General features: G+C 65.1%; 23 protein-coding genes. 15 read left to right on the top strand and 8 right to left on the bottom strand.

Translation table 11 applies throughout. The features are described from left to right. Positions 1-29 precede the first annotated feature (29 nt). From ABI582_RS11375 to ABI582_RS11360, 4 genes are all read left to right on the top strand, one after another. The gene (locus tag ABI582_RS11375; RefSeq protein ID WP_442119227.1) at positions 30-2018 is read left to right on the top strand and encodes a sensor histidine kinase; all 1989 of its coding nucleotides are present in this window, start codon (positions 30-32) and stop codon (positions 2016-2018) included. A gap of 445 nt (positions 2019-2463) precedes the next feature. Further along, a complete protein-coding gene (locus ABI582_RS11370) occupies positions 2464-4116 on the top strand; it encodes an acyl-CoA dehydrogenase family protein (protein WP_442119226.1) in 1653 nt (550 codons plus the stop codon). A gap of 134 nt (positions 4117-4250) precedes the next feature. Next, positions 4251-5765, top strand: coding sequence for an AMP nucleosidase (amn, locus tag ABI582_RS11365; protein WP_259375049.1), 1515 nt, complete (start codon positions 4251-4253; stop codon positions 5763-5765). Between the two features lie 6 nt (positions 5766-5771). Continuing rightward, positions 5772-6410 carry a pseudouridine synthase gene (locus ABI582_RS11360; protein WP_442119225.1) on the top strand — a complete coding sequence of 213 codons (639 nt, stop codon included), beginning with the start codon at positions 5772-5774 and terminating at the stop codon, positions 6408-6410. 137 nt (positions 6411-6547) lie between these two features. Here the strand turns inward: ABI582_RS11360 and ABI582_RS11355 are convergent, their stop codons facing one another. Together ABI582_RS11355 and ABI582_RS11350 are read right to left on the bottom strand one after the other, a co-directional pair. Then, entirely contained in the window at positions 6548-6751 is a 204-nt protein-coding gene (locus tag ABI582_RS11355; RefSeq protein WP_003249787.1) for a DUF2788 domain-containing protein, read from the bottom strand. A 54-nt stretch (positions 6752-6805) separates the two neighbouring features. Then, positions 6806-7282 (bottom strand): Lrp/AsnC family transcriptional regulator, encoded by a 477-nt coding sequence (locus ABI582_RS11350; protein ID WP_016501780.1) that lies wholly within the window; start codon positions 7280-7282, stop codon positions 6806-6808. 396 nt (positions 7283-7678) lie between these two features. On the opposite strand from ABI582_RS11350, the gene ABI582_RS11345 reads away from it, so the two are divergent. Beyond that, positions 7679-8515, top strand: a complete 837-nt coding sequence (locus tag ABI582_RS11345; protein ID WP_442119224.1) for a DUF6515 family protein — start codon at positions 7679-7681, stop codon at positions 8513-8515. A 42-nt stretch (positions 8516-8557) separates the two neighbouring features. On the opposite strand, the gene ABI582_RS11340 is transcribed toward ABI582_RS11345, so the two are convergent. Both ABI582_RS11340 and ABI582_RS11335 read right to left on the bottom strand, forming a co-directional pair. Further along, a complete protein-coding gene (locus tag ABI582_RS11340; protein WP_258654108.1) occupies positions 8558-9427 on the bottom strand; it encodes a cation diffusion facilitator family transporter in 870 nt (289 codons plus the stop codon). A gap of 26 nt (positions 9428-9453) precedes the next feature. After that, positions 9454-9873, bottom strand: coding sequence for a hypothetical protein (locus ABI582_RS11335; RefSeq protein ID WP_019471731.1), 420 nt, complete (start codon positions 9871-9873; stop codon positions 9454-9456). A 117-nt stretch (positions 9874-9990) separates the two neighbouring features. Between ABI582_RS11335 and hrpB the strand changes: the two genes are divergently transcribed. After that, entirely contained in the window at positions 9991-12519 is a 2529-nt protein-coding gene (gene hrpB / locus ABI582_RS11330) for an ATP-dependent helicase HrpB (RefSeq protein ID WP_442119223.1), read from the top strand. A 36-nt stretch (positions 12520-12555) separates the two neighbouring features. Here hrpB and ABI582_RS11325 read toward each other — a convergent pair whose 3' ends face one another. Next, a complete protein-coding gene (locus ABI582_RS11325; protein WP_258654106.1) occupies positions 12556-13212 on the bottom strand; it encodes a YciC family protein in 657 nt (218 codons plus the stop codon). A 167-nt stretch (positions 13213-13379) separates the two neighbouring features. Between ABI582_RS11325 and ABI582_RS11320 the strand changes: the two genes are divergently transcribed. The 5 genes from ABI582_RS11320 to ABI582_RS11300 all read left to right on the top strand — a co-directional run bounded on the left by ABI582_RS11320 (position 13380) and on the right by ABI582_RS11300 (position 17813). After that, positions 13380-14138 (top strand): DUF2076 domain-containing protein, encoded by a 759-nt coding sequence (locus ABI582_RS11320; protein WP_442119222.1) that lies wholly within the window; start codon positions 13380-13382, stop codon positions 14136-14138. Between the two features lie 159 nt (positions 14139-14297). Continuing rightward, positions 14298-14777: an NYN domain-containing protein gene (locus tag ABI582_RS11315; RefSeq protein WP_016501691.1), complete on the top strand. Its 480-nt coding sequence runs from the start codon at positions 14298-14300 to the stop codon at positions 14775-14777. Between the two features lie 9 nt (positions 14778-14786). Next, on the top strand, positions 14787-15392 hold the full coding sequence (locus ABI582_RS11310) for a 3'-5' exonuclease (protein ID WP_442119221.1): 606 nt from the start codon (positions 14787-14789) through the stop codon (positions 15390-15392). A 122-nt stretch (positions 15393-15514) separates the two neighbouring features. Then, a complete protein-coding gene (gene yedA / locus ABI582_RS11305) occupies positions 15515-16435 on the top strand; it encodes a drug/metabolite exporter YedA (RefSeq protein ID WP_442119220.1) in 921 nt (306 codons plus the stop codon). A gap of 55 nt (positions 16436-16490) precedes the next feature. Beyond that, positions 16491-17813, top strand: coding sequence for a DEAD/DEAH box helicase (locus ABI582_RS11300; protein WP_132844301.1), 1323 nt, complete (start codon positions 16491-16493; stop codon positions 17811-17813). A 121-nt stretch (positions 17814-17934) separates the two neighbouring features. On the opposite strand, the gene ABI582_RS11295 is transcribed toward ABI582_RS11300, so the two are convergent. From ABI582_RS11295 to ABI582_RS11285, 3 genes are all read right to left on the bottom strand, one after another. Then, positions 17935-19176, bottom strand: a complete 1242-nt coding sequence (locus tag ABI582_RS11295) for a TIGR03862 family flavoprotein (protein WP_442119219.1) — start codon at positions 19174-19176, stop codon at positions 17935-17937. 148 nt (positions 19177-19324) lie between these two features. Then, the gene (locus ABI582_RS11290; RefSeq protein WP_442119338.1) at positions 19325-20239 is read right to left on the bottom strand and encodes a histone deacetylase family protein; all 915 of its coding nucleotides are present in this window, start codon (positions 20237-20239) and stop codon (positions 19325-19327) included. 182 nt (positions 20240-20421) lie between these two features. Continuing rightward, a complete protein-coding gene (locus ABI582_RS11285) occupies positions 20422-21108 on the bottom strand; it encodes a histidine phosphatase family protein (protein WP_442119218.1) in 687 nt (228 codons plus the stop codon). A gap of 179 nt (positions 21109-21287) precedes the next feature. On the opposite strand from ABI582_RS11285, the gene ABI582_RS11280 reads away from it, so the two are divergent. The 4 genes from ABI582_RS11280 to ABI582_RS11265 all read left to right on the top strand — a co-directional run bounded on the left by ABI582_RS11280 (position 21288) and on the right by ABI582_RS11265 (position 24716). Next, positions 21288-21857 (top strand): GNAT family N-acetyltransferase, encoded by a 570-nt coding sequence (locus ABI582_RS11280; RefSeq protein WP_442119217.1) that lies wholly within the window; start codon positions 21288-21290, stop codon positions 21855-21857. A 148-nt stretch (positions 21858-22005) separates the two neighbouring features. Beyond that, entirely contained in the window at positions 22006-22875 is an 870-nt protein-coding gene (gene tesB / locus ABI582_RS11275) for an acyl-CoA thioesterase II (RefSeq protein WP_028614112.1), read from the top strand. Continuing rightward, the gene (locus tag ABI582_RS11270) at positions 22872-23462 is read left to right on the top strand and encodes an HAD family hydrolase (RefSeq protein ID WP_132844310.1); all 591 of its coding nucleotides are present in this window, start codon (positions 22872-22874) and stop codon (positions 23460-23462) included. The genes tesB and ABI582_RS11270 overlap by 4 nt, the downstream gene beginning before the upstream one ends. Positions 23463-23705: 243 nt before the next feature. Continuing rightward, positions 23706-24716, top strand: a complete 1011-nt coding sequence (locus ABI582_RS11265) for a zinc-dependent alcohol dehydrogenase family protein (RefSeq protein ID WP_442119216.1) — start codon at positions 23706-23708, stop codon at positions 24714-24716. The last annotated feature ends 15 nt before the right edge of the window (positions 24717-24731 follow it).

Raw genomic sequence — 24731 nt, 5'->3', positions numbered from 1 at the left:
CGCGACCGGACAGGCCATGCTGGGGCTGTATGCGCTATTTGCTGATTGTGCTTCTGGGCTTGCTGCCCGTGCTGGCCGGAGCGGTCGATTTCGACGACGCTACCCGGAATCTTCCATTGGGCAAGGCCATGCAGGTTTACGAAGACCACGATGGCAGTGCCAGCATCGCCCAGGTCAGTGCCCCCGGGTTTGCCAAATTCTTCCGCCCCCACCATGAAGACGTGCTGAACGCCGGTTATTCCACCTCGGTGTTCTGGCTCAAGGTCGAGCTGCGCCCCGTTGCCCCGCCCGGCGCTGCCCCGCGGCAGTGGCTGCTGGAGCTGGCCTACCCGCCGCTGGACCACCTCGAGCTGTACTTGCCTGACGGCAGCGGCGTATACCGCCTGGCGCAGCGCACCGGCGATGCCTTGCCCTACGACAGCCGGCAGATACGGCAGAACAACTACCTGTTCAAGTTGCAGTTGCCCCCTGGCCAGGTGACCACCGCCTACCTGCGCCTGCACAGCCAGGGTTCGGTACAAGCGCCGTTGGCACTCTGGTCCCCTGAAGCCTACCTGGAAGAGCAGCCCACGCGCCTGTATGTGCTGGGGATCATCTACGGCGTGTTACTGGTGATGCTGGTGTACAACCTGTTCATCTACCTCAGCGTGCGCGACGTCAGCTACCTTTACTACATCCTCTATATCGCCTCGTTCGGTTTCTACCAGGTATCGGTGAACGGTGCAGGCGTGGCCTACTTCTGGCCGGACAGCCCCTGGTGGGCGAACGCCTCGACGCCGCTGTTCATTGGTGCGGCGGGCCTGTTCGGCTGCCAGTTCGCCCGGTACTTCCTGCAAATGGGCAACATAAGCCGTGGTTTCGACCGGCTGCTGCAGCTGCTGATGCTGGGCGGCGCGCTGGTCATGGTAATGGCGGTGAGCATGCCCTACGGCATTGCCCTGCGCATGGCCACGCTTCTGGCGTTGCTGTTCACCGTGAGCATCTTCAGCGCCGGCTTGTACGCCTGGTGGCGTGGCTTGCGGGTGGCGCGCTGGTTCATCATCGCCTGGACGGCGTTCCTGCTTGGCGGGCTGGTCAACACCCTGATGGTGCTGGGCTACCTGCCAAATGTATTCATCACCATGTATGCCAGCCAGCTCGGTTCGGCGCTGGAGGTAGCATTGCTGTCGCTGGCGCTGGCCGACCGTATCAACAGCCTGCGTGAGCAACAGGCGCAGACCTTGCGCGAGACCGGGCGCACGCTGGAGCAACTGAACCTGCAACTGGCCAGGAGCAACCGCCTGAAGGACGAGTTTCTGGCCAGCGTGACCCATGAGCTGCGCACCCCGATGAATGGCGTGATCGGCTCGCTGGAGCTGATGCACACCCTGCCGATGGAAGCCGAAATGGCCCAGTACCACCGCACGGCGGTGGGGTCGGCGCAAGGCATGATGGACATGGTCGACGCCATTCTTACCCTGTCCGAGCTGCAGGCAGGCCGCCTGCGCGCGCAGCCGGCGCCGTTCAGCCTGCGCGCACTGCTGCAGGGCTTGCGCGCCGGTTATGCCGGGCAGGCCCTGCGCAAAGGCTTGTACCTGAGCCTGGACATACCGGCCGACCTGCCGGACGGGCTGCTGGGCGACGGGCAGAAGCTGGCCCAGTGCCTGGGCTGCCTGGTAGACAACGGTTTGAAGTTCACCCATCAGGGCGGGGTGATGATCCAGGTGCGCGGCCGCCGGTTGGGGCCGGGCGACCTGGCTTTGACCTTTACCGTCAGTGATAGCGGTATCGGCTTCGATGACCTGGAGCAGTCGACCCTGTACCAGCGGTTCTTCCAGGTCGACGGTTCGATGACCCGGCGGTATGGCGGCTTGGGGATTGGCTTGTCGATCTGCCGACAGATGGGGGAATTGCTGGGGGCGCGGTTGGCGCATGAGTCGACGCGCGGGTTGGGGAGCCGGTTTGAATTGAGTTTGAACATGGCGATTTCGCAGGTGCAGATGAGCCCGAACATGCTGCAGACGCGGCGCTCGCTTTGAAGGCATAGCGTTGGTGAGGGCTGGCAGGTGTTCGCCGTGGCAGGTGCAGCGCCTATGAGATCGAGCGCCGCCCGCGCGGCGCTTCGCAGCACAAGGCTGCTCCTACATTTGTTTCGGGCCAGTAACACCTGGGCCAACGCGCGCGACCGCCTGGTTTGCCCGGCACGATATCGAGGTGAACACCAGGGGGGGGGCGCGCGCCTCTGCCTCAGGAATAACTGGCCCGAAACAAATGTAGGAGCAGCCTTGTGCTGCGAAGCGCCGCGCGGGCGGCGCTCGGTCTCATAGGCGCTGAATGTGTTGTGACGAGCACCTGCCAGCCCTGATGCCTGCCCAAGACATGCGCCACCCCCACCACACGTTTAGTCATTAATGCCCCTTTGACTCCCCCGCAAGCAGTGCTTCACTGGGTCTCTCAAGCCTACCCGGATCCAGGAGCCCCCCGATGAACCTGCACCAGTACGCTGAAACCCACGAAGTCACCAACCAGCCGCCGTCCCTTGACGGCGCCAACCTGTACCGCCTCGACCTGCCATTGCAGGAGTGGTCACGGCGTTTCGGCGCGGGCTGGGCAGAGTCGCGGATCGATGCCTACGGCGCCCTGGCGGGCGGCCCGCTGATGCAGGCAGGTTTCCTGGCCAACGCGCACAAACCTGAATTCATCAGCCACGACCGCTATGGCCATCGCATCGACCTGGTCGAGTTCCACCCGGCCTACCACGAGCTGATGCGCACCGCCGTCGAGCACGGCCTGCCTTCTTTACCATGGGCCGAACCCCGCGCTGGCGCCCATGTGGCACGCGCGTCGATGACTTACCTGCACAGCCAGGCCGAAGCCGGTACTGGCTGCCCGCTGACCATGACCTTCGCCGCCGTGCCGGCGCTGCGCCTTCAGCCCGAGCTGGCCGAGTACTGGCTGCCGAAAATTCTTGCCTGTGAATATGACCCGCGCAACGTCGGCTACCGGCACAAGGCCGGGGTCACCCTGGGCATGGCCATGACCGAGAAGCAGGGCGGCACCGATGTGCGCGCCAATACCACGCGGGCCTATCCGGTAGGCGCACCTGGCCCGGGCCAGCCGTATGAGCTGGTCGGGCACAAGTGGTTCTGCTCGGCGCCCATGTGCGATGCCTTCCTCACGCTGGCGCAAACCGAAAAAGGCCTGAGCTGCTTCCTGCTACCGCGCCACCGCCCGGATGACAACCGCAACCAGTTCTATATCCAGCGCCTGAAGAACAAGCTGGGCAACAGCTCCAACGCCTCCAGCGAGGTGGAGTTCCGTGGTGCGCTGGCATGGATGATCGGCGAAGAAGGGCGGGGTGTGCCGACCATCATCGAGATGGTCGCCATGACCCGTTTCGACTGCATGGTCGGCTCCAGCGCCCTGATGCGCCAGGCGCTGACCCAGGCGGCCCACCACTGCGCACACCGCAAGGTCGGCGGGCGGGTGCTGAACGAGCAGCCATTGATGCAAAACGTGCTGGCCGACCTGGCCCTGGAAAGCGAGGCTGCACTGGCCTTGAGCCTGCGTATGGGGCAGGCGCTGGAGCAACTCGACGATCCGCAGCAGGCGCATTTCGCCCGGCTGGTTACGGCAGTGGGCAAGTACTGGATCTGCAAGCGCGCGCCGGCCATGATCAACGAGGCCGCCGAATGCCTGGGCGGTGCGGGTTATGTGGAGGACAGCATCCTGCCACGGCTGTACCGCGAGGCACCGGTCAATTCCACCTGGGAAGGCTCTGGCAACGTACAGTGCCTGGATGTGCTGCGGGCCTTGTCCAAGGAGCCGGGCGTGCTCGATGCATTGTTCGCCGAATTGGGCGACGGGCATGGGGATCCGCGGCTGGCGGCGCATATCGGCAACCTCAAGGGGGCATTTGCCGACACCGGCGACATACAGTACCGCGCGCGGCAGCTGACCGAGGATATCGCGCTGGCGCTTCAGGCCAAGCTGTTGCTGGAGGCGGGCAATGCGGTGGTCAGTGACGCGTTTATCGGTAGCCGGCTGACGGGTGGTGGACGAGTGTACGGGGCGCTGCCACGGGGTGTGGATGTGCAGGCACTGGTGAGCAGGGCAACACCAGCCTGGCCGAGTTGAGGTGGCTTTGAGGGGCTCATCGCCTGCAATGCAATTGCCACAGTTAATGCACAAGGTTCGATAGCGGTGGAGTACTTGTGGGAGCTGGCTTGCCGGCGATGAGGCCGGTACTGACCGCCGGGGATGTAATTGCCATGAAACGCAGGCAAGATGGTTCACATGCATGTCCAGACAGGAAGCACAGTGTGAGCCACGCTTTTGTAGTCGTTGATACCCCCGAACAGGCCGTCGACCGTCTGGCGGCCCTGCATGAACAGGCCACCGGGGCCCTGAGCCAGGCCCTCAAGCGTTACCTGAAGGACCGTACCGAGCCGGGCGCCGATGAGCGCGACCTGTTCCGCTACCCGGCGCTGCGCCTGACCTACTACAGCCACGGTGAGGTCGCCGCCACCACGCGGGCCTATGCCAAGGTGCAGGTGGCCGGCACCTACAGCGTCACCGTCACCCAGCCCGCTGCGTTCCGTGGCTACCTGCTGGAGCAGTTGCGCCCATTGATGCACGACTATACCGTCACGGTAGAGGTGGGCATCAGCGAGCAGAACATTCCATACCCTTACGTGGTCGACCAGGGCGACGAACTGGCCGGCAGCGGCATTACCGCCGCGCAGCTGGCTCGGGTGTTCCCCAGCACTGACCTGTCGGCCGCCACCGACAACATCGCCGATGGCCTGTACGACTGGGACCGTGCCGAAATCTTTCCGCTGGCGCTGTTCGATGCCGCGCGCGTCGACTTTTCGCTGCGCCGCCTGGTGCACTACACCGGCAGCGACTGGCGCCATGTGCAGCCGTGGATCCTGCTGACCAACTACCACCGTTATGTTGACCAGTTCATCAGCCACGGTCTGGAGCAACTTCGCGACGACCCGCGCTTCGTGCGCATGGTGCTGCCGGGCAACGTGGTGATCGAAAAAGCCATGGACCACGGCGAGACCCAGGCCCTGGTCGCCAGCGTGATCTGGCACCGCTACCAGATGCCGGCCTACCACCTGATCGCCGCCGACGGCGACGGCGTGACCTTGGTCAACATTGGTGTCGGCCCGTCCAACGCCAAGAACATCACCGACCACCTGGCTGTGCTGCGCCCGCACTGCTGGCTGATGATCGGCCACTGCGGCGGCTTGCGACAGTCGCAAACCATTGGCGATTACGTGCTGGCCCACGCCTACATGCGTCGTGACGGTATTCTCGACCGGGTGGTGCCGCCGAACATCCCGATTCCAGCCCTGGCTGAAGTGCAGATGGCCTTGCAGGAGGCTGCTGCGCAGGTCACCGGCGAGCGTGGCGAACAACTCAAGAAGCGCCTTCGCACCGGTACCGTGCTGACTTACGACGACCGCAACTGGGAGCTGCGCTGGGCCCAGGAACGCCCGCTCATCAACCTGTCGCGCGCAGTGGCAGTGGACATGGAAAGCGGCACCATTGCCGCCCAGGGTTATCGTTTGCGCGTGCCGTACGGCACCCTGCTGTGCGTGTCCGACAAGCCGCTGCACAGCGAGATCAAGCTGCCGGGTTCGGCCAACGCCTTCTACAACCGGGCGGTCAGCCAGCACCTGAAGATCGGCATTGCTGCCCTCGACCTGCTGCGCACCGAGCTCAACTCGCTGCACTCGCGTAAACTGCGCAGCTTCGATGAGCCGCCGTTCCGCTGAGGATCCATGTCACTGCCACCCCGTAACAAGCCGCGCCGCCCCCAGGCGCGGCCTGCCGCCGGCCCGCGTCGCCAGCCCAAGGCGCCACCGGCCGAGCCGCGCCTGATCCTGTTCAACAAACCGTTCGACGTGCTGACCCAGTTCAGCGACGGCGAAGGGCGCGCGACCCTCAAGGACTTCATCGACATCGCGGGCGTGTACCCGGCCGGGCGCTTGGACCGCGACAGTGAAGGCCTGCTGTTGCTGACCAATGATGGCGGGCTGCAGGCGCGTATTGCCGACCCCAAGCACAAGCTGGCCAAGACTTACTGGGTGCAGGTGGAAGGGGAACCGAGCGACGAGCAGTTGCAGCGCTTGCGTGACGGCGTGGAGCTGAACGATGGGCCGACCTTGCCGGCCGAGGCACGGCGGCTGGAAGAACCCGACCTGTGGCCACGCAACCCGCCGGTACGCTTTCGCAAGAGCGTGCCGACCAGCTGGCTGGAACTAGTGATTCGCGAGGGGCGTAACCGGCAGGTACGGCGGATGACGGCGGCAGTGGGGCTGCCGACCTTGCGCCTGGTGCGGGTGCGGATTGGTGACTGGGCGCTGGACGGGCTGGAGCAGGGTTGCTGGCGCGAAGTGCCGGCGAAGTTGCAGCGCTAGCCGGGGGCCGCTTTGCGGCCCATCGCGACACAAGGCCGCTCCTACAGGTACATGGCCAGCCTCAGGCATGTGTATTCCCTGTAGGAGCGGCCTTGCGTCGCGAAAGGAGCGCAAAGCGCTCCCGGCATTCCTGAGCCTTACACGCCTTCGAGAAACCCCACCACAACGCTCTTGATGATAAAGGCCAGCACTCCCAGCCCCAGCACGAAGAACAGGATCAACGTCCCGAACTTCCCAGCCTTGGACTTTTTCGCCAGGTCCCAGACGATGAAGCCCATGAAACCGATCAATACGGTGACCAGGATGATCATCATCCACTCTTCGAATACGGCGGGATCCATCTGTGTTCTCCAGGCAGGCTGAGCAGCCGAGTATACGCCGGCTACCGTGGGCGTTTAACGCAGGTGGGTCAATGGCAGCTCGGTGCTGGCCAACACCTGGTTGAGCACGAAGCTCGAACGCACGCTAGTGACGCCTTCGATACGGGTCAGGCTGCCTAGAAGCAGTTTCTGGTAATGGTCCATGTCTGGCACCACCACTTTGAGCTGGTAGTCGGCATCCATCCCGGTGACCAGGCTGCATTCAAGCACCTGCGGCAGGATACGGATGGCCGCCTCGAAGGTTTCGAAGCGCTCCGGGGTGTGGCGGTCCATGCCGATCAGCACGTAGGCGGTGAGGCTCAGGCCCAGCTTCTTGCGGTCGAGCAGGGCCACCTGGCGCGAGATGTAGCCGTCGTCCTCCAGTTGCTTGACCCGACGCGAGCATGGCGAAGGCGACAGGCCAATGCGTTCGGCCAGTTCCTGGTTGGAAATGCGCGCATCGCGCTGCAATTCGGCGAGGATGCTCAGGTCGTAGCGGTCAAGTTTGCTCATGGCATTTGCCCTTTTCTGTTCGTATTGCGGCGAATTATCAATCCAGGGTGAAAAATTGCGCAAGTGCTATTTATCTGAGCAATCTTCGCAATCCTCTGCCGCAACCTGTCCGGTATCTTTATCAACAGAATCACTGCCCGGACATCAGTCCACGGCGACGCGCCCTAGGCCGGCGGTCGCGGCCAGCCATCCAACAGGATGCACTCGGCCCCCGGGCTACACACCCTCCAGAAGACGGTGTGAGGTGAGCCGGCGCCACAAGTGCCGAGCACGGACGACAATTTCAGAAGGGAGGCCCTGTGGCCTCCCTTTTTTCTGTCCGGAAATTTAATTGGCCTGTGGTGCCGTCACGGTAGACTGGCTGTAGTTGCCGTATTTTCTACCGTGAGGAACACCATGAAGTCGCGCATCTGGCAGTTGGCAGGTGTTGGTTTGCTGGGTTTGAGCATCAGCCTGGGGGCCTTGGCCGAAGGACCGGGTGAGGGGCATGGCGAGCGAGGCCAGCAGGGGCAGGCAGAAGGCACGCCCGGCCGCTCGCTGAACTCGCGCGACGAAGTGCGCCAGACCCAGCCGCCAAGGCAGGGTTACTACCAGGACATCCCCCGGCGCCACGGCGATAACCATCAATGGGAGGCTGGCGGCCCGGGGCAACGCCCCGGTGGCGACTGGCAGGGGCGCCCGGATGGCCACGGCAATGGCTGGGGGCCTGGGCCGCAGTATCGACCGGGTCACACTGTCGATCATTTCCCTGACCGCTACTGGAAAGTGCCTTACCGGGGGGCGGACTACTTCTACTCCGGTGGCTACTGGTATCGCCCCCATGGTGGCAGTTACATCGTGGTGACCCCGCCTTACGGGGTGCGAGTCAATTACCTGCCGCCCTATGCGCAGGAGGTCTGGATGGGTGGGGCGATGTTCTTCCTGGTGGCCGACACCTATTACCAGTACCTGGCTGACAGCCAGGAATATGTGGTGGTCAACCCGCCCGTCGGCGCCCCTGCGCCTGTACCGGTGGCACCGGCAAACGGCGGGTATGACGTGGTGGCTTACCCGATGAACGGGCAGGGGCAACAGCAGCAGGAGCAGGACCGCTACCAGTGCCATCGCTGGGCGGTGAGCCAGTCGGGGTTCGACCCGGCGACGGCGACCTACGCACCGGCGGCCAATGTGCTCGACACCTACCGGCGGTCGCTGGGCGCCTGCTTCAGTGGCCGGGGTTACAGCATCAACTGAGCCAGATGTGTTGTCTGTCCCGGCGATAGGGCCCTTGCAGATTCATACCGGGTCGGCGTGCACCATCACATCCGCCTGTGGATAACGCTGGCGGATCACCCGCGAGGCCTCCACGCACAACCCATGCGCGTCATGCAGCGGCAACTGCCCCGGCAGCTCCAGGTGCAGCTGCACAAACCACTGGTTGCCCGACACCCGCGTACGCAGGTCATGCACGCCTTTCACGCCGGGTATGGCCAAGACCAGTGTGGTCATGTCCTCGCCAACATCACCGGGCAGCTCCTTGTCCATCAGGATCGCCGTACTCTCGCGGGCAATCTGCAACGCGCTCCAGAGGATGTAGAAGGCGATGCCCAGGCCGAACAGCGCATCCAGCTGCGGCCAGCCGAAGCGTGCCAGCAGCAGGGCCAGCAGAATGCTGCTGTTGAGCAACAAGTCCGAGCGGTAGTGCAGGGAGTCGGCTCGCACTGCAGTGGAGCCAGTCAGGCGGATGACTTTGTGCTGCAGGCTCAGCAAGGCGACGGTCAGCCCAAGTGACAGCAGCATCACCGCGATGCCGATGCCGGTATCGCCCAAGGGTTGCGGGTCTTGCAGCCGTTCAACCGCTTGCACACCGATCAGCACCGCACTGACACCGATAAACAGCGCCTGCGCCATGCCGGCCAAGGCTTCGGCTTTACCATGGCCGAACCGGTGGTCGTCGTCGGCGGGTCGCAAGGCGTAGTGCACGGCCAGCAGGTTGAGAAACGAGGCAACGGCATCCAGTGCCGAGTCGGTCAACCCGGCCAGCAGGCTCACCGAGCCGCTCAGCCACCAGGCCAGCGCCTTGCTCAGCACCAGGATACTGGCCACCGCCAGTGAAGCGCGGGTGGCAAGGCGTAGCAGGCGCTGGTGTTCGGCCGAGGTGATCATCCCTGGTCAATGTCCGTGCGTGGGGTTCAGGCTGCCGGCACCAGGCCCAGGCTGGCCAGCTGTTCGACGCTGCCGCGGTGCTGGATCAGCCGTGGGTCGTTCAGCGGCAGGCGCTGGCCCAGTTCGCTTTCGATAATGGCCTGCAATTTCAGGTTGTCGACCTTGCCGTCGGGGCTGACGGCCTCTTGCAGCTTGGCCGGGTCGACCTGGGCGGTGCGGCCCCCGGGGTAGTAGATGGCGCCGGTGGCAAAGTCGATGCCGAAGGCAATCAGCCCCGGGATCACGTAGAACAGGATGCCGATGGCGTCCATGGCGGCTACCACGGGGTCGATCTTACCGCCGATCTGGCCGCGCCGGTCCGGGTAGAAAATGGTACCGCAGGCCGTCAGCTGGGTCAGCATGGTGGCGATGAGGGCGCCGCCGATGACGCGGGATGGGATGCGCATGTAAATCTCCGAGAAGGTATTCAGCAGGGCAAGCGAAGCGCCTGCGCCTGAAGCTTAAGACCATGATAGAGCAGGCTGGGTTCGCCGTTATACTCGCCAGATTGTTCGAGGACCACCATGATTTCATTACCGATCGATGCAGTCTTGCCTGCTTTGCGCCAAGCCCTGGAAAAACGTGACGAAGCCGTGCTCGAAGCGCCACCCGGCGCCGGCAAGACCACCCGCGTGCCGCTGGCGCTGCTGAACGAGCCGTGGCTGGCCGGGCAGACCATCCTCATGCTCGAACCGCGGCGCCTGGCGGCGCGGGCGGCAGCCGAACGGCTGGCCAGTGAACTGGGCGAGCAGGTGGGTGAAACGGTGGGTTACCGTATCCGCCTGGACAGCAAGGTCGGCCCGAAAACTCGTATCGAGGTGGTCACCGAAGGCATTCTTACCCGCCGCCTGCAAGCCGACCCGGCGCTGGAAGGCGTGGGCTTGCTGATCTTTGACGAATTCCACGAACGCAGCCTGGATGCCGACCTGGCCCTGGCGCTGAGCCTCAACGGCCGCGCGTTGCTGCGTGACGACCCGCCGCTGAAAATCATGCTGATGTCGGCAACCCTGGAAGGCGAGCGCCTGTCGCGGCTGCTGGACGACGCCCCGGTGGTCAGCAGTGAGGGCCGCATGCACCCGGTGGATATCCGCTGGGGGCGGCCCTTCCAGCCGGGCGAGTTCATCGAGCCACGGGTAGTGGACAGCGTGCTGCAGGCGCTGGCCGACCAGACGGGCAGTATGCTGGTGTTCTTGCCGGGCCAGGCCGAAATCCGCCGGGTGCACCAGAGCCTGCAGGAAGCACTGGGCGAGCGGCCGGAGATTTTGCTGTGCCCGCTGCATGGCGAACTTGACCTCAATGCCCAGCGCGCGGCCATCGACCCGGCGCCCAAGGGCCAGCGCAAGGTGGTGCTGGCCACCAACATTGCCGAAACCAGCCTGACCATCGACGGCGTGCGCGTCGTGATCGACGCAGGCCTGGCCCGGGTGCCGCGTTTTGACCCTGGCAGTGGCATGACTCGGCTGGACACCCAGCGTATCTCCCGCGCCAGCGCCACCCAGCGCGCCGGTCGTGCCGGCCGCCTGGAGCCGGGCGTGTGCTACCGGCTGTGGTCCGAAGCCCAGCATGACCAACTGGCTGCCCATGGCAGCGCCGAAATCCTCCAGGCCGACCTGGCAGGCCTGGCCCTGCAACTGGCGCGCTGGGGCGTCGCCCCCCATCAGTTGAGGTGGCTCGACCAACCGCCCAGCGCAGCGTTTACCCAGGCTCAGGACCTGCTGGCGCGCCTGGGTGCATTCAAACCGGGCAGCCGCGATAACCTCAGCGAGCACGGCCAGGCCATGGCCGAGCTGCCGGCCCACCCCCGTATCGCCCATTTGTTGCTGCGGGGTCAGGGCCTGGGGTTGGCCGTCATGGCCTGTGATGTGGCGGCGTTGCTCGGTGAGCGGGATATCCAGCGTGGCGGCGGTGCCGACCTGCACAGCCGGCTGGCCCTGGTCAGCGGCGAGAGCAAGGCCGGCCGCGGCGGCCAGGGTGGCGTGCAGCGCGCCCGGCAGCTTGCGCGCCAGTACCGTGGGCTGTTGCGCGGCAAGGCCGGGGCCGTCGTCGCCGACCCCGACCATCCGCGTTGGCTTGGCGCCTTGCTGGCGCTGGCCTATCCCGACCGGGTCGCGCAGCAGCGGCGTGCAGGGGGCGCCGAGTATCGCCTTGCCAACGGCCGTGCTGCCTTGTTCGGCGAGGTCGATGCGTTGATGAAGCACCCGTGGTTGGTGATCGCCGACCTGGGCAGCCGCCAGGGCCAGCGCGAAGAGCGCATCTACCTTGCGGCAGAATTCGACCCGGCGCTGCTCGATGATGTGCTGGCCGAGCAGGTCGAGCGTGTCGATTTACTGGACTGGGACGAGCGCGAGCAGGTGCTGCGTGCCGAACGCCAAACCAAAGTCGGTGAGCTGATACTGAGCCGTGAACCACTGACTGGTCTGACTGACGAAGCGCGCGCCAAAGCGCTGCTCGGCCTGGTACGACGCAAAGGCCTCAACCTGCTGACATGGACCCCGGAACTGCGCCAGTGGCAGGCGCGGGTGGCACTGTTGCGCCAGCTGGACCTGGACCGGGACGGGCAAAGCGAATGGCCCGACCTGGGTGACGAGGCGCTGCTCGCCAGCCTGGAAGACTGGTTGCAGCCCTACCTTGGCAAAGTGTCCCGGCTCAGCCACTTCAGCGCGCTGGACCTGCCGTCGCTGCTGCGCAACCTGCTGCCCTGGCCGCTGCCGCAACGCCTGGAAGAACAGGCCCCCGCGCATCTGGCCGTGCCGTCCGGTTCGAACATTCGCCTGGACTACAGCGAAACCCCGCCGATTCTCGCCGTGCGCTTGCAAGAACTGTTCGGCCTGGCCGATACCCCGCGCATCGCCAATGGCCGGCAGCAGGTCAAGTTGCACCTGCTGTCCCCGGCACGCCGACCGGTGCAGGTGACCCAGGACCTGGCCAACTTCTGGCGCACGACCTATGCCGAAGTGAAGAAAGACCTGAAAGGGCGGTACCCCAAGCATTACTGGCCGGACGACCCGTTGGTGGCCGAAGCTACGGCGCGGGCCAAGCCTCGGGGTACCTGATTACGGTGCCGCCTGGCCGAACGGCGGGCCTGGGCATTACGCCTCGGCTTCGCCCTCCAGCAGCATGAACAGGCGGTACAGCACCACGGTGCTGAACAACTGCAGGAAGCCGCTGAGGCTGTCCATGGCCAGCTCCATGCCGGGCGATGGCTCGGGGAAGGCCATCAGCAGCAGCCCGTCGATCAGCCAGATCGGTGCCAGCACGGCCACCACGCAAATCATGATGCGCATGAAGTGCCCGGTGGTCATGCGTGCGCTTTCGCGCATTGCCTGCACCACCGGCAGGCCGCGCAGCACCAGCAGGTACTCGGCGAACACCAGGTTGATCATGATCCACACGCCCGGGAAGATGAACAGCGCCAGGCCGGCCATGATCAGCAGCGAGCTGATCAGGATCAGCAGGGCCAGTTGCGGCCATAGCTGCAGGGCGCGGGCGAACAGGTCGCGCTTGCCGATGTCCTGGCCGTTGCTGCGCGTGTGCAGGTAAAGAATCAGTGCCGCGCTGTACAGCGGGTAGAACAGCAGGCTGACCAGCATGCCGTAGGCCGGCGAGGCCTGGTCGCCCATCTGCCGGTACAGCAGCTGGGTAAGCAAGGCTTCCAGCACCACCAGCGGCAGGCACAGCTGGAGAATGCTCGGCAGGTGGCGGCGGAAGAAGTACAGGGAGTCGCGCAGAACGCTCAGCGGATTCATCAGTCAACATCGCATGGCAGTAAAATCAGGGGCATAACTTTAGCCCAAAGCGGGCGTGGGGCTGTCACTTGCTGAAAAAAGTTTCACGGCGCCCGTGATTGAATCCCGTGCCGCTACACCCCATCTTTGACGCTGTCCGTTGTCCCGCTACCCCATGAGGTCGCCCCATGAACACTGAAGAACAAACCCTGATCGACGGCCTGTTCGGCCGTATCAGGCAAGCCGAAGACCCAAGCCAGCCGCGTGACGCGCAGGCCCAGGCGTGCATCGAGCAACACCTGCGCCAGCAGCCGGCGGCGCCTTACTACATGGCCCAGGCGATTTTGGTGCAGGAGGCGGCAATCAAGCGCCTCGACGAGCAGAACAAGCAGCTGGAAGCCGAGCTGAAGCAGGCCCGCGCCCAGGCTGAGGCCGCCCAGGCTGCTAGCAGCGCGCCAGGCAACGGTGGTGGGGGCTTTTTGTCCAGCATCTTCGGCTCGGGCGGGCGCAATGCGGCCCCGGCTGTGCAACCTCAGCGTCCTTCGGCGCCGCCTGCACCGTCCGGTGGTGGCTGGCGCGAGCCTTCGGCACCAGGCTTCTCTGCGCCGCAACCGCAGCAGCCAGGCTTTGGCGCGGCGCCGGCGCGCGGCGGTGCCAGCAGCTTCCTCGGTGGGGCCATGCAGACCGCAGCCGGTGTGGCCGGTGGTGTGTTGCTGGCCCAGGGCATCAGCAGCCTGTTCAACCACAACTCGCAGCCCGAGGAAGTGGTCGAGGTAATCAAGGAAGAGCCAGCACCGGCCAGTGACAGCGGTGGCTGGAACGACCAGGGCGGGCAGCAGCAAGTGGCTGACAACGGTGGCTGGGGCAGTGACCAGGGCGGTTATGCCGACACCGATTACGGCAGCGACGATGGCGGGTTCTTCTCGGACGACGATTCGTACGTGTGACAGGTCTGGCATACTGCTGGCAATTTTGGGGGCGCTTTGCGCCCCTTCGCGGGCACGCCCGCTCCCACGGTGACCTGTACGACACCTGTGGGAGCGGGCGTGCCCGCGAAGGGCTGCGCAGCAGGCCCCGGTATTCCAGGCCAGACATGAGGTTCCCAGGTGAAAAAGATCGCGCTGTTCGCCGATGTGCAGAACCTCTACTACACCGTGCGCCAGGCCCACGGCTGCCATTTCAACTACACCGCGTTGTGGGCCGACGTCAGCCGTGAAGGCGAAATTGTCGAAGCGGTGGCCTATGCCATCGACCGTGGCGACAGCAAGCAACAGCAGTTCCAGCAGATATTGCGCAACCTGGGATTCGATGTGCGCCTCAAACCCTTCATCCAGCGCAGCGATGGCTCGGCCAAAGGGGACTGGGATGTGGGTATTACCCTGGATGTGATCGACGCGGCCAGCCGGGTCGACCAGGTGGTGCTGGCCTCTGGCGATGGTGACTTCGACCTGTTGCTGGAACGGGTGATCCAGCGCCACGGTACAGAGGCCGTCGTGTATGGGGTGCCTGGGCTTACCGCATTGTCGTTGATCCGTGCGGCCACCCGTTATGTGCCCATCGAGGGTAAGCTATTGCTCAAACATTGAGGCCCTTTGATGGAACGTATTGCTGTAATCGACTTTGAAACTACCGGCATCAGCCCTGGCGCCGGCTGCCGCGCCACCGAAGTGGCGGTGGTGATGCTGGAAGGCGGGCGCATCGTCGAGCGCTACCAGAGCCTGATGAACGCCGGCGTCCCGGTACCTGCCTTTGTCGCCGGGCTGACCGGGATTACCACCGCCATGCTGCGCAGCGCACCACCGGTGGACAAGGTAATGAACGAAGTGGCCGAGTTTGTCGGGGGCACCCCGTTGCTGGCACACAACGCGGCGTTCGACCAGAAGTTCTGGGACTACGAACTGGGTCGCATCGGCCGTAGCCGCAGCCAGTCGTTCGCCTGCTCCCTGCTGTTGTCGCGGCGCCTGCTGCCGATGGCACCGAACCACAAACTGGGCACCCTGACTCGCTGGGCCGGCCTGCCGGATACTGGTACCGCGCACCGGGCCATGGCCGATGCCGAGATGGCGGCCAACCTGCTGCAACACCTGGTAGGCGAACTGCGTCAGGCCCACGGTATCCAGGATCTGTCCCACGGCCTGCTTTGCCGTCTGCAGAAAGTGCCTGCCGCGAAGGTTCGCGAGACCCTGGCCAAGTTCCGGTAAGGCCACCGTCCAAGCCGGGCGCACCAAAAGTGTGCCGCTCATTTGAGCCCGTTCTGTAACGTAACTCCACCCAGGCAGGCCGTTAAACTGAATCACCCGTAAACGGATTTCGAGTTTTTCCCATGCCTGCCGCCCGTCGCTTCCCGCTGTTGCTCATTGGTGCATTCCTGGCCTTGTACCTGGTCTGGGGCTCTACCTACCTGTTCATTCGCATTGGGGTGGAGAGCTGGCCGCCGATGCTCATGGCTGGTGTGCGCTTCGTGATTGCTGGGGGGCTGCTGTACGGTTTTCTGCGCTGGCGCGGTGCGCCGGCGCCGACCTGGGCGCAGTGGCGGGCGGCAGGGGCAATCGGCTTTCTGCTGCTCAGCTGTGGCAACGGCGGTGTGACCGTGGCCGAACATGCCGGGGTGGCATCGGGCGTGGCGGCGCTGGCGGTGGCGACAGTGCCCTTGTTCACCTTGCTGTTCGGCCTGTTGTTCGGCCACCGCAACTCGCGGCTGGAATGGGCGGGGATAGCCCTGGGGCTGGTGGGTATCGGCCTGCTGAACCTGGGTTCCAACTTGCAGGCAAGCCCGATGGGTGCGGCCCTGATTGTTTTCGCGGCGGCGTCGTGGGCGTTCGGCTCGGTGTGGAGCAAGACCTTGCCCTTGCCCCAGGGGCCGATGGCCAGCGCGGCGGAAATGCTGGTGGGTGGCGCGGCGCTGTTGCTGGGCAGCGTGCTGTCTGGCGAGCGTATGACGCAGATGCCGACCGCGGCCGGCTGGGGTGCGTTGGCCTACCTGGTGTTCTTTGGCTCGATCCTGGCGTTCAGCGCCTACATGTACCTGCTCAAAAACGTACGCCCAGCGGCGGCCACCAGCTATGCCTACGTCAACCCGGCGGTTGCCGTGTTGTTGGGCATCGTCTTTGCCGGCGAACAGATCGGCGCCGAGGAGTGCGTGGCCATGGCGGTGATCATCGGTGCGGTGGTGCTGATCGGCCTGCCACAGTGGCGCAAGGCACCTGCGCCTGCGCAGCCGCTGGAAGGCGAAATCTGCAAGTAGGCTGGGGTGATGCGGTAAACTTGCCGCCTTCGCTGAACCCCCTGACGGTATTGCCATGAATTTCGCCAAACTCGGCCTGATCGAACCGCTGCTGCGCACCCTGCAGCAGCTGGACTACACCACCCCGACCCCGGTGCAGGCCAAGGCCATCCCCGCCGTGCTGGCCGGCCGCGACCTGATGGCCGCAGCCCAGACCGGCACCGGCAAGACCGCAGGCTTTGCCCTGCCCGTGCTGCAGCGCCTGGCGCTGGAGGGCGAGAAGGTGGCCAGCAACTCGATCCGCGCGCTGGTGCTGGTGCCAACGCGCGAGCTGGCCGAGCAAGTGCACAACAACGTGCGCGAGTACGCCGAGAACCTGCCGCTGAGCACTTACGCGGTGTACGGCGGCGTCAGCATCAACCCGCAGATGATGCGCCTGCGCCGTGGCGTCGACCTGTTGGTGGCCACCCCGGGCCGCTTGCTCGACCTGTTCCGGCAGAACGCGGTCAAGTTCAACCAGGTGCAGACCCTGGTGCTGGACGAAGCCGACCGCATGCTCGACCTGGGCTTTGCCGAAGAGCTGCAATCGGTGTACGCCGCGCTGCCCCGCAAGCGCCAGACGCTGTTGTTTTCTGCCACGTTCTCTGACCAGATTCGCGTGCTGGCCGGGCTGGCCCTGAACGACCCGCTCAGTATCGAAGTGAGCCCGCGCAACGCCACCGCGACCAGCGTCAAGCAGTGGCTGGTGCCTGTGGACAAGAAGCGCAAGGAAGACCTGTTCTGCCACCTGCTGCGCAAGCAGCGCTGGACGCAGGTGCTGGTGTTTGCCAAGACCCGTAACGGTGTCGACCAGCTGGTGGCGCGCTTGCTGGCCGAAGGCGTGAACGCCGACGGCATCCACGGTGACCGCCCGCAGGCCACCCGCCAGCGTGCGCTGGACAGCTTCAAGGCCCGCGAGATTCAGGTGCTGGTGGCGACCGACGTGGCGGCCCGTGGCCTGGATATCGACGACCTGCCGCTGGTGGTCAACTTCGACCTGCCGATCGTCGCCGAGGATTACGTGCACCGCATCGGGCGTACCGGGCGGGCGGGTAACAAGGGCGAGGCGATTTCGCTGGTGTGCGCGGATGAAGTGCAGTTGCTGGGGGCTATCGAAGTGCTTACCCGGCAGACCCTGCCACGCCACGAAGAGCCGGATTTCATCCCTGATCACCGGGTGCCGATGACCGACGCCAGTGGCCAGGTGATCAAGAAGCCGAAGAAACCCAAAAAGCCGAAAGAGAACAGCGCCAAGCGCGGGCTGGGGCGCTGGATGGACAGTGGGGACCCGGAGCCGGCTGTGAAGGCAGTGCGCAAGGTGCCGAGCTTCAATGGTGGGCCGCGTAAGCGTAAGCCTTGAGATTTTGGGGCTGCTTTGCAGCCCTTTCGCGGCGCAAGGCCGCTCCTACATAGGCATTGTGCGCACCCTGTAGGAGCGGCCTTGCGCCGCGAAAGGGCCGCAAAGCGGCCCCAAAAATCTGTCAGGAAACCCGCGTAACCCAATCCGCCGCCGCCCGCCCGGCGCGCAACCCGCTGGCAAAGCAAGCCGTCAGCAGATACCCCCCGGTCGGCGCCTCCCAGTCCAGCATCTCGCCGGCACAGAACACCCCCGGCATGCCCTTGACCATCAACCCCTCATCCAGCCCCTCGAAGCGTACCCCGCCGGCACTGCTGATCGCTTCATCCAGTGGCCGCGTACGCACCAATGTGATCGGCAAGGCCTTGATCGCCCGGGCCAGCACCAGTGGGTCGGCAAAGGTCGCCTGATCGGTCAGCTCGCGCAGCAGCGCCGCCTTGACGCCGTCAATCCCCAGCTGGCTGTGCAGATGCTTGGCCATGGAGCGCGAACCGCGTGGCTTGGCCAGTGCCTGGGCAATCTTGTCCACAGGCTTGTCCGGCAGCAGGTCGAGCAGCAGTATGCCTCGGCCTTCGCGGTTGATCGCCTCGCGCACCGGTGCCGACCAGGCATACACCAGGCTGCCTTCCACACCTTGGGCGGTGAGGATGAACTCGCCCTTGCGCGGCGCGCTGCCGGGGACGCTGAGGGCAATGTTCTTCAGCGGTGCGCCGGCGAACTTGTCCTTTAGCAACGCGCTCCAGCCTTCCACCTCAAACCCGCAGTTGCTGGGCTGCAAAGGCGAGATATCCACAGCCCGTGCGGCCAGCAATGGCTGCCAGGCGCCATCCGAACCCAGTCGCGCCCAACTGCCGCCACCCAGCGCCAGTATCACCACGGCAGCCTTTACCGCGCGCTCGCCCTGTGGATAAGCAATCCGCAAGGTACCGTCGGCATTCCAGCCCAACCAGCGGTGCCGGGTGTGGATAACTACCCTGGAGTCGCGCAGCCGCTTGAGCCAGGCGCGCAGCAGGGGGGCGGCTTTCATGTCGGTGGGGAACACCCGCCCCGAGGTGCCGACGAAGGTTTCGATGCCCAGGCCGTGAATCCACTGGCGCAAGGCGTCGGCGTCGAAGCCGCGCAGCAGCGCATCGACTTCGCCCTGGCGCTCGGCATAGCGTGAAACGAACGCTGGGTATGGCTCGGAGTGGGTGATGTTCATGCCGCCAACCCCCGCCAGCAGGAACTTGCGCCCCACCGAAGGCATGGCGTCGAACACCTCGACCGCCAGGCCTGCCTGGGCCAGCGCTTCGGCGGCCATGAGGCCGGCGGGGCCGCCACCGATAACGACGGCGAGGGGAGAGGGGGCGGGGTTCAGATCGGGCATGGTGGGCAGCAGGCTGTGGAAAAGATGCGCATTCTAGCGCAGCGCTGCCCATGGAAGCACTGATCAAAAAACGATCAGACTGCTGCAGGCCTTGCAGGAAAAGGGCTACAGCGCCTTTCGCGCAGGTTATCCACAAGCGGTTCCACAGTCATTGTGAACAACCCATGACACGTGCCGCGCTGTGGTGAAGGATGCCATGGCGCCTGGCCAACGCCGCGCGGTCTTTGCTGTAGCCGCCGCCGATTACGCCAACCACCGGGATGTCACGGCCCAGGCAATGGCGCAGCACCGCTTCGTCACGGGCGGCCAGGCCGGCGTCGGTCAGTTGCAAGTAGCCCAGGGCGTCGTCCTTGTGCACGTCGACGCCGGCGTCATACAGCACCAGGTCGGGTTGATAGAGCGGCAACAGGTAGTTGAGGGTGTCGTCCACCACCTTCAGGTAGGCCGCATCGCCCATGCCACGGGGCAGGGGAATGTCCCAGTCGCTCTGCGCCTTGCGGGCCGGGAAGTTCTGTTCGCAATGCAACGACACGGTGATGGCCTCTGGGGTGTCGTGCAGGATGCGCGCGGTGCCGTCGCCCTGGTGCACATCGCAGTCGAAGATCAATACCCGGTGTACCCGGCCAGCCTCCAGCAGGTAGCGGCTGATCACGGCCAGGTCGTTGAAGATGCAGAAGCCGGCGGGGTGGTCGTAATGGGCATGGTGGGTGCCACCGGCGAGGTGGCAGGCGATGCCATGTTGCAGCGCCATCTCTGCGGTCAGCAGCGAGCCACCCACTGCCCGCACCGTGCGCCGGGCCAGGGCTTCGCTCCAGGGCAGGCCAAGGCGACGCTGGTCCTCGCGGGACAGGTCGCCGTTCATGTAACGCTCGATGTAGCCACGGTCGTGGGCCAGGGCGAGGATGTCGTTGGGGCAGATGTCCGGGCGCAGCAATGCCTGGTCGGTGGTCAGCCCGCTGTCCACCAGGTGGTCATGCAGCAGGCGGAACTTGTCCATCGGGAAGCGGTGTTCGGCGGGGAACTCCGGGCTGTAGTCTTCGTGGTAGATCAGCGGCAACGGCATGGGTGGGGTCGCAATCAGGGCCAGTGCTGATCTTGCCATGGCCGGGGCCGCTTTGCTGCCCAATCGCCTGTAGGAGCAGCCTTGTGCTGCGAAAGGGCCGGTATGACAAACAGGTTTCTGTGGCAGTAATGGCCTCTTCGCAGCACAAGGCTGCTCCTACAAGGGAGTTGTGATTGCCTGCATCACTTGGCGGTGCTGGCCAATACCCGTTGCCAGTCAGGTTCGTTCAGTCGCCCGAGGATGCGTGCTTTGCCATTGCCATCCACCGACACGAACAGGGCGCTGGCATAGCCACTCTGGCGCTCGCCACCGGTAACGTTCTGCTGGCGGGCGAAATGGTCGATGCAGCCGTTGTGGGTCACCAGCACCAGGTTGTGGCTGGGGCGCTTGCGTGACAGTGCTTCACTGGCAAACTGGTTATCACAGCCTTCCAGCCAATCCTCGCTGGCCACCGCCTGGCCGAGGATGAAATGTGCGGTTTGCCGGGTGCGCAGTTTCGGGCTGCTGAGCATGTCGGCGTTGTTCAGGCCCAGTTGGTGCAGCCCCTGGCCAACGCGGCCAGCGGCCTGGCTGCCGGCCACGGTGATGCCGGTGGGGTCGTCCAGGCAGGGCCCGGGGGCGCTGTCGCAGCGTTCTGCGTGGCGGATCATCACGATCACAGCCCCGTCGGCCCAGTCCTGCAACAGGCCGCTGTCACTCAGTTGTTGCTCGTTACCAAGGTCCACGATATGCGTCCTCGTCGCCAGCCAGGTGGTCAACGCCGCCACGACCATGCACAGGCCAAGGGCGGCACCGAGGGCCTTGCGTGACAGGCGTCGCTTGCGCCGGGCGTGAATGGCAGGGTGCCCCAGGGTGTTGCTCGATAGCATGGGTTGCTCCGTTGACAGTGCCGCGGCTGGCGCGGAGGTGGATGGCGGCATCCTGCCAAGCGGCCTGTCGGGGGCCGGTGAAGGGCGTGTGAAAATTGCATTCGGCTGCTGCCGGTTGGGTGAAACCCGCGCCCGCGCCTACGCTGTAAACTGCAAGGCGGTAAACCGGAGCAGGCCCCATGACCCCCATTCTCCAACTGGAAAGCGCACGGCTGGTGCTGCGCCAATGGCATGACGATGATTTGCGCGAGTTCGCCGCGCTGTGTGCCGACCCCCAGGTGATGCGCTACTTTCCGGCGCCGCTGACGCGGGTTGAGGCGGCTGCGTTGATCGGCCGTGTGCGCGGGCATTTCAATGAGTACGGCTTTGGCCTGTGGGCGCTGGAGCGCAAGGACAGCGGCGCGTTCATCGGTATGACCGGGTTGCTCAACGTCAACTTCGACGCGCCTTTTGCCCCGGCAGTGGAAATCGGCTGGCGCCTGGCACGCCGCCACTGGGGCCTGGGCTTTGCCAGCGAGGCGGCGTGGACCTGCCTGCGTTGTGCTTTCGCCCAATTGCGCCTGGAAGAGGTGGTGTCGTTCACTAGCGAGAGCAACCTGCCGTCGCAGAAGGTGATGCAAGCCATCGGCATGCAGCAGGACCTGAACGGCAGCTTCGAACACCCCCGCCTGCCCGTGGGCCACCCGCTGCGCCCGCACGTGCTGTACCGCATCGACCGCGCGCACTGGGAGCGCACCCTGCGCGCCTGAATGCAGGGCCATGCCCGGCGCGAATGACAAACCCTGTATCATTTGCCCACCTGGAAGGCGCTTACCGAAACACTCTTCAGCGCCTGTGAGATCGAGCGCCGCCAAGGCGGCGCATCGCGAGCAAGCTCGTTCCTACGGAGAACCCCCAATGAGTCATGTGTTGGACGACCTGGTCGACCTGTTGAGCCTCGAGTCCATCGAGGAGAACCTGTTCCGTGGACGCAGCCAGGACCTTGGCTTCCGTCAGCTGTACGGTGGGCAAGTGCTGGGCCAGTCCTTGTCGGCGGCCAGCCAGACGGTCGAGGACGCTCGCCATGTGCATTCGTTGCACGGCTACTTTCTGCGCCCGGGCGATGCCAGCCTGCCGGTGGTGTACTCGGTGGACCGCGTGCGCGATGGCGGCAGCTTCAGCACCCGTCGGGTAACGGCGATCCAGAAGGGCCAGACCATCTTCACCTGCAGCGCGTCGTTCCAGTACGACGAGGAAGGTTTCGAGCACCAGGCACAAATGCCAGACGTGGTCGGCCCGGAAAACCTGCCCACCGAGGTGGAGCTGGCCCGCGCCATGGCCGACCAGTTGCCCGAGCGTATTCGCGACAAGGTGTTGTGCGCCAAGCCGATCGAGATCCGCCCGGTTACCGAGCGCGACCCGTTCAACCCCAAGCCCGGCGACCCGGTGAAGTACGCCTGGTTCCGCGCCGACGGCAACCTGCCCGACGTACCCGCCCTGCACAAGTACCTGCTGGCCTATGCCTCGGACTTCGGCCTGCTGACCACGGCGTTGCTGCCCCATGGCAAGTCGGTGTGGCAGCGCGACATGCAGATCGCCAGCCTCGACCATTCGCTGTGGTTCCATGGCAACCTGCGCGCCGACGAGTGGCTGCTTTACGCCACCGACAGCCCCTGGGCCGGGAATTCCCGCGGTTTCTGCCGCGGCAGCATCTTCAACCAGGCCGGGCAACTGGTGGCATCGTCGAGCCAGGAAGGCCTGATTCGCCATCGCAAGGACTGGGCATGAGCCTGGGCGAGGTGCGTAACTGGGTGTTCGACATGGACGGCACCCTGACCGTGGCCGTGCATGATTTCGACGCCATTCGCGTGGCGTTGGACATCCCCGCCGAGCACGACATCCTCACCCACCTGGCGGCCTTGCCGGCAGACGTGGCAGCGGCCAAGCATGCCTGGTTGCTGGAGCACGAACGTGACCTGGCGGTTGCCTCCACGGCGGCCACCGGCGCGGTGGAGCTGGTGCGCGAGTTGGCCGGGCGCGGGTGTCGGTTGGGTATTCTGACCCGCAATGCCCGCGAGCTGGCGCATGTGACGCTGGAGGCCATCGGCCTGGCAGACTGCTTCCCCGAGGAGCACATTCTTGGGCGTGACGAAGCGGCGCCCAAGCCAAGCCCGGATGGGCTGCTGAAGATTGCCAGTGCCTGGGGCGTGGCGCCGGGCGAGCTGGTGATGGTGGGGGATTACCGTTTTGACCTGGACTGTGGGCGTGCTGCAGGCGCACGCACGGTGCTGGTGAACCTGCCAGATAACCCATGGCCGGAGCTGGTGGATTGGCATGCGGCCGATTGCCGAGCGCTGAAGGTGATGCTGGGCTGAGCCCATCTTGGCCGGCACGCGCAGGCTCTTGTAGGAGCGGCCTTGCCGGGGCGCCGGACCGGTCGGAAAGGGCTGCGCAGCGGCCCCAGGATTTCAGCCTCACCACGAGAATGCCGGGGCCGCTGCGCAGCCCTTTCGCGACACAAGGCCGCTCCTACAGGGGTTCGCGTAGCCTTTGAAACCGGTAGGGCCGGACCTGTCTATGCTGAACCCCATTCTTTCCTCTGATACGGAGACCCACCCATGACCAGCAAGGCCATCTACGTACAACCCGGCGGCGGCTACGACAAGGTCGAGGTCGGCACCAGCGAGGCCCAGGCCCCCAAGGCCGGCGAAATCACCGTGCGCCTGCACGCCAGCTCCCTCAACTACCACGACTTCGCCGTGGTCAGCGGCATGTGGGGCCCGAGCGAGCGGCGTATCCCCATGGCTGATGGCGCTGGCGAAGTGGTTGCGGTAGGCGAAGGTGTCAGCGAGTTTCAGGTCGGCGACAATGTGGTCAGCACCTTCTTCCCCGACTGGCTCGACGGCCAGGCCAATGTCGAGGGCTTCGCCAGGGTGCCGGGCGACGGTATTGATGGCTATGCCCGCGAACAGGTGACCGCCCGCGCTAGCGCATTCACCATGGCGCCCAAAGGCTTCAGCCATGCCGAAGCCGCTACCCTGACCACGGCCGGCCTCACCGCCTGGCGTGCGCTGATGAGCGACGACCACCTCAAGCCTGGCGACACGGTATTGGTGCAAGGCACCGGTGGTGTGTCGATCTTCGCCCTGCAGTTCGCCAAGCTGGCTGGCGCCACCGTGATCGCCACGTCGTCCAGCGACGCCAAGCTGGAGCGTCTGAAAGCGTTGGGCGCCGATCACCTGATCAACTACAAGAGCACCCCAGCCTGGGGTGAGAAGGTGCGCGAGCTCACCGGCAACCGCGGCGTCGACCATGTGATCGAAGTGGGCGGCCCGGCGACGCTGGAGCAGTCGATGATTGCCGCGCGCATCGGTGGGCATGTGTCGCTTATCGGCATCCTTACCGGCGTGGCCGGGCAGCTGCCGCTGGTGCAGGCGCTGGTGCGGCAGATTCGCCTGCAAGGTGTGCTGGTGGGCTGCCGCGCCCAGCAGCAGGCGATGGTGCGGGCGATCGATGCCAACGGCCTGCGGCCGGTGGTGGACAAGCATTTTGAACTGGAGCAGATCGTCGAGGCGTTCCGCTACCAGGAAAGCAACCGGCATTTCGGCAAGATCTGCCTGACGTGGTAATGCCCATACGCGGTA

Source organism: Pseudomonas sp. SAS7 (genome assembly GCF_052112345.1).
Classification (GTDB): Bacteria; Pseudomonadota; Gammaproteobacteria; order Pseudomonadales; family Pseudomonadaceae; genus Aquipseudomonas; species Aquipseudomonas putida_Q.
Note: the sequence above shows the minus strand (reverse complement) of the source record. Positions and strands in the feature narration are given on the sequence as shown.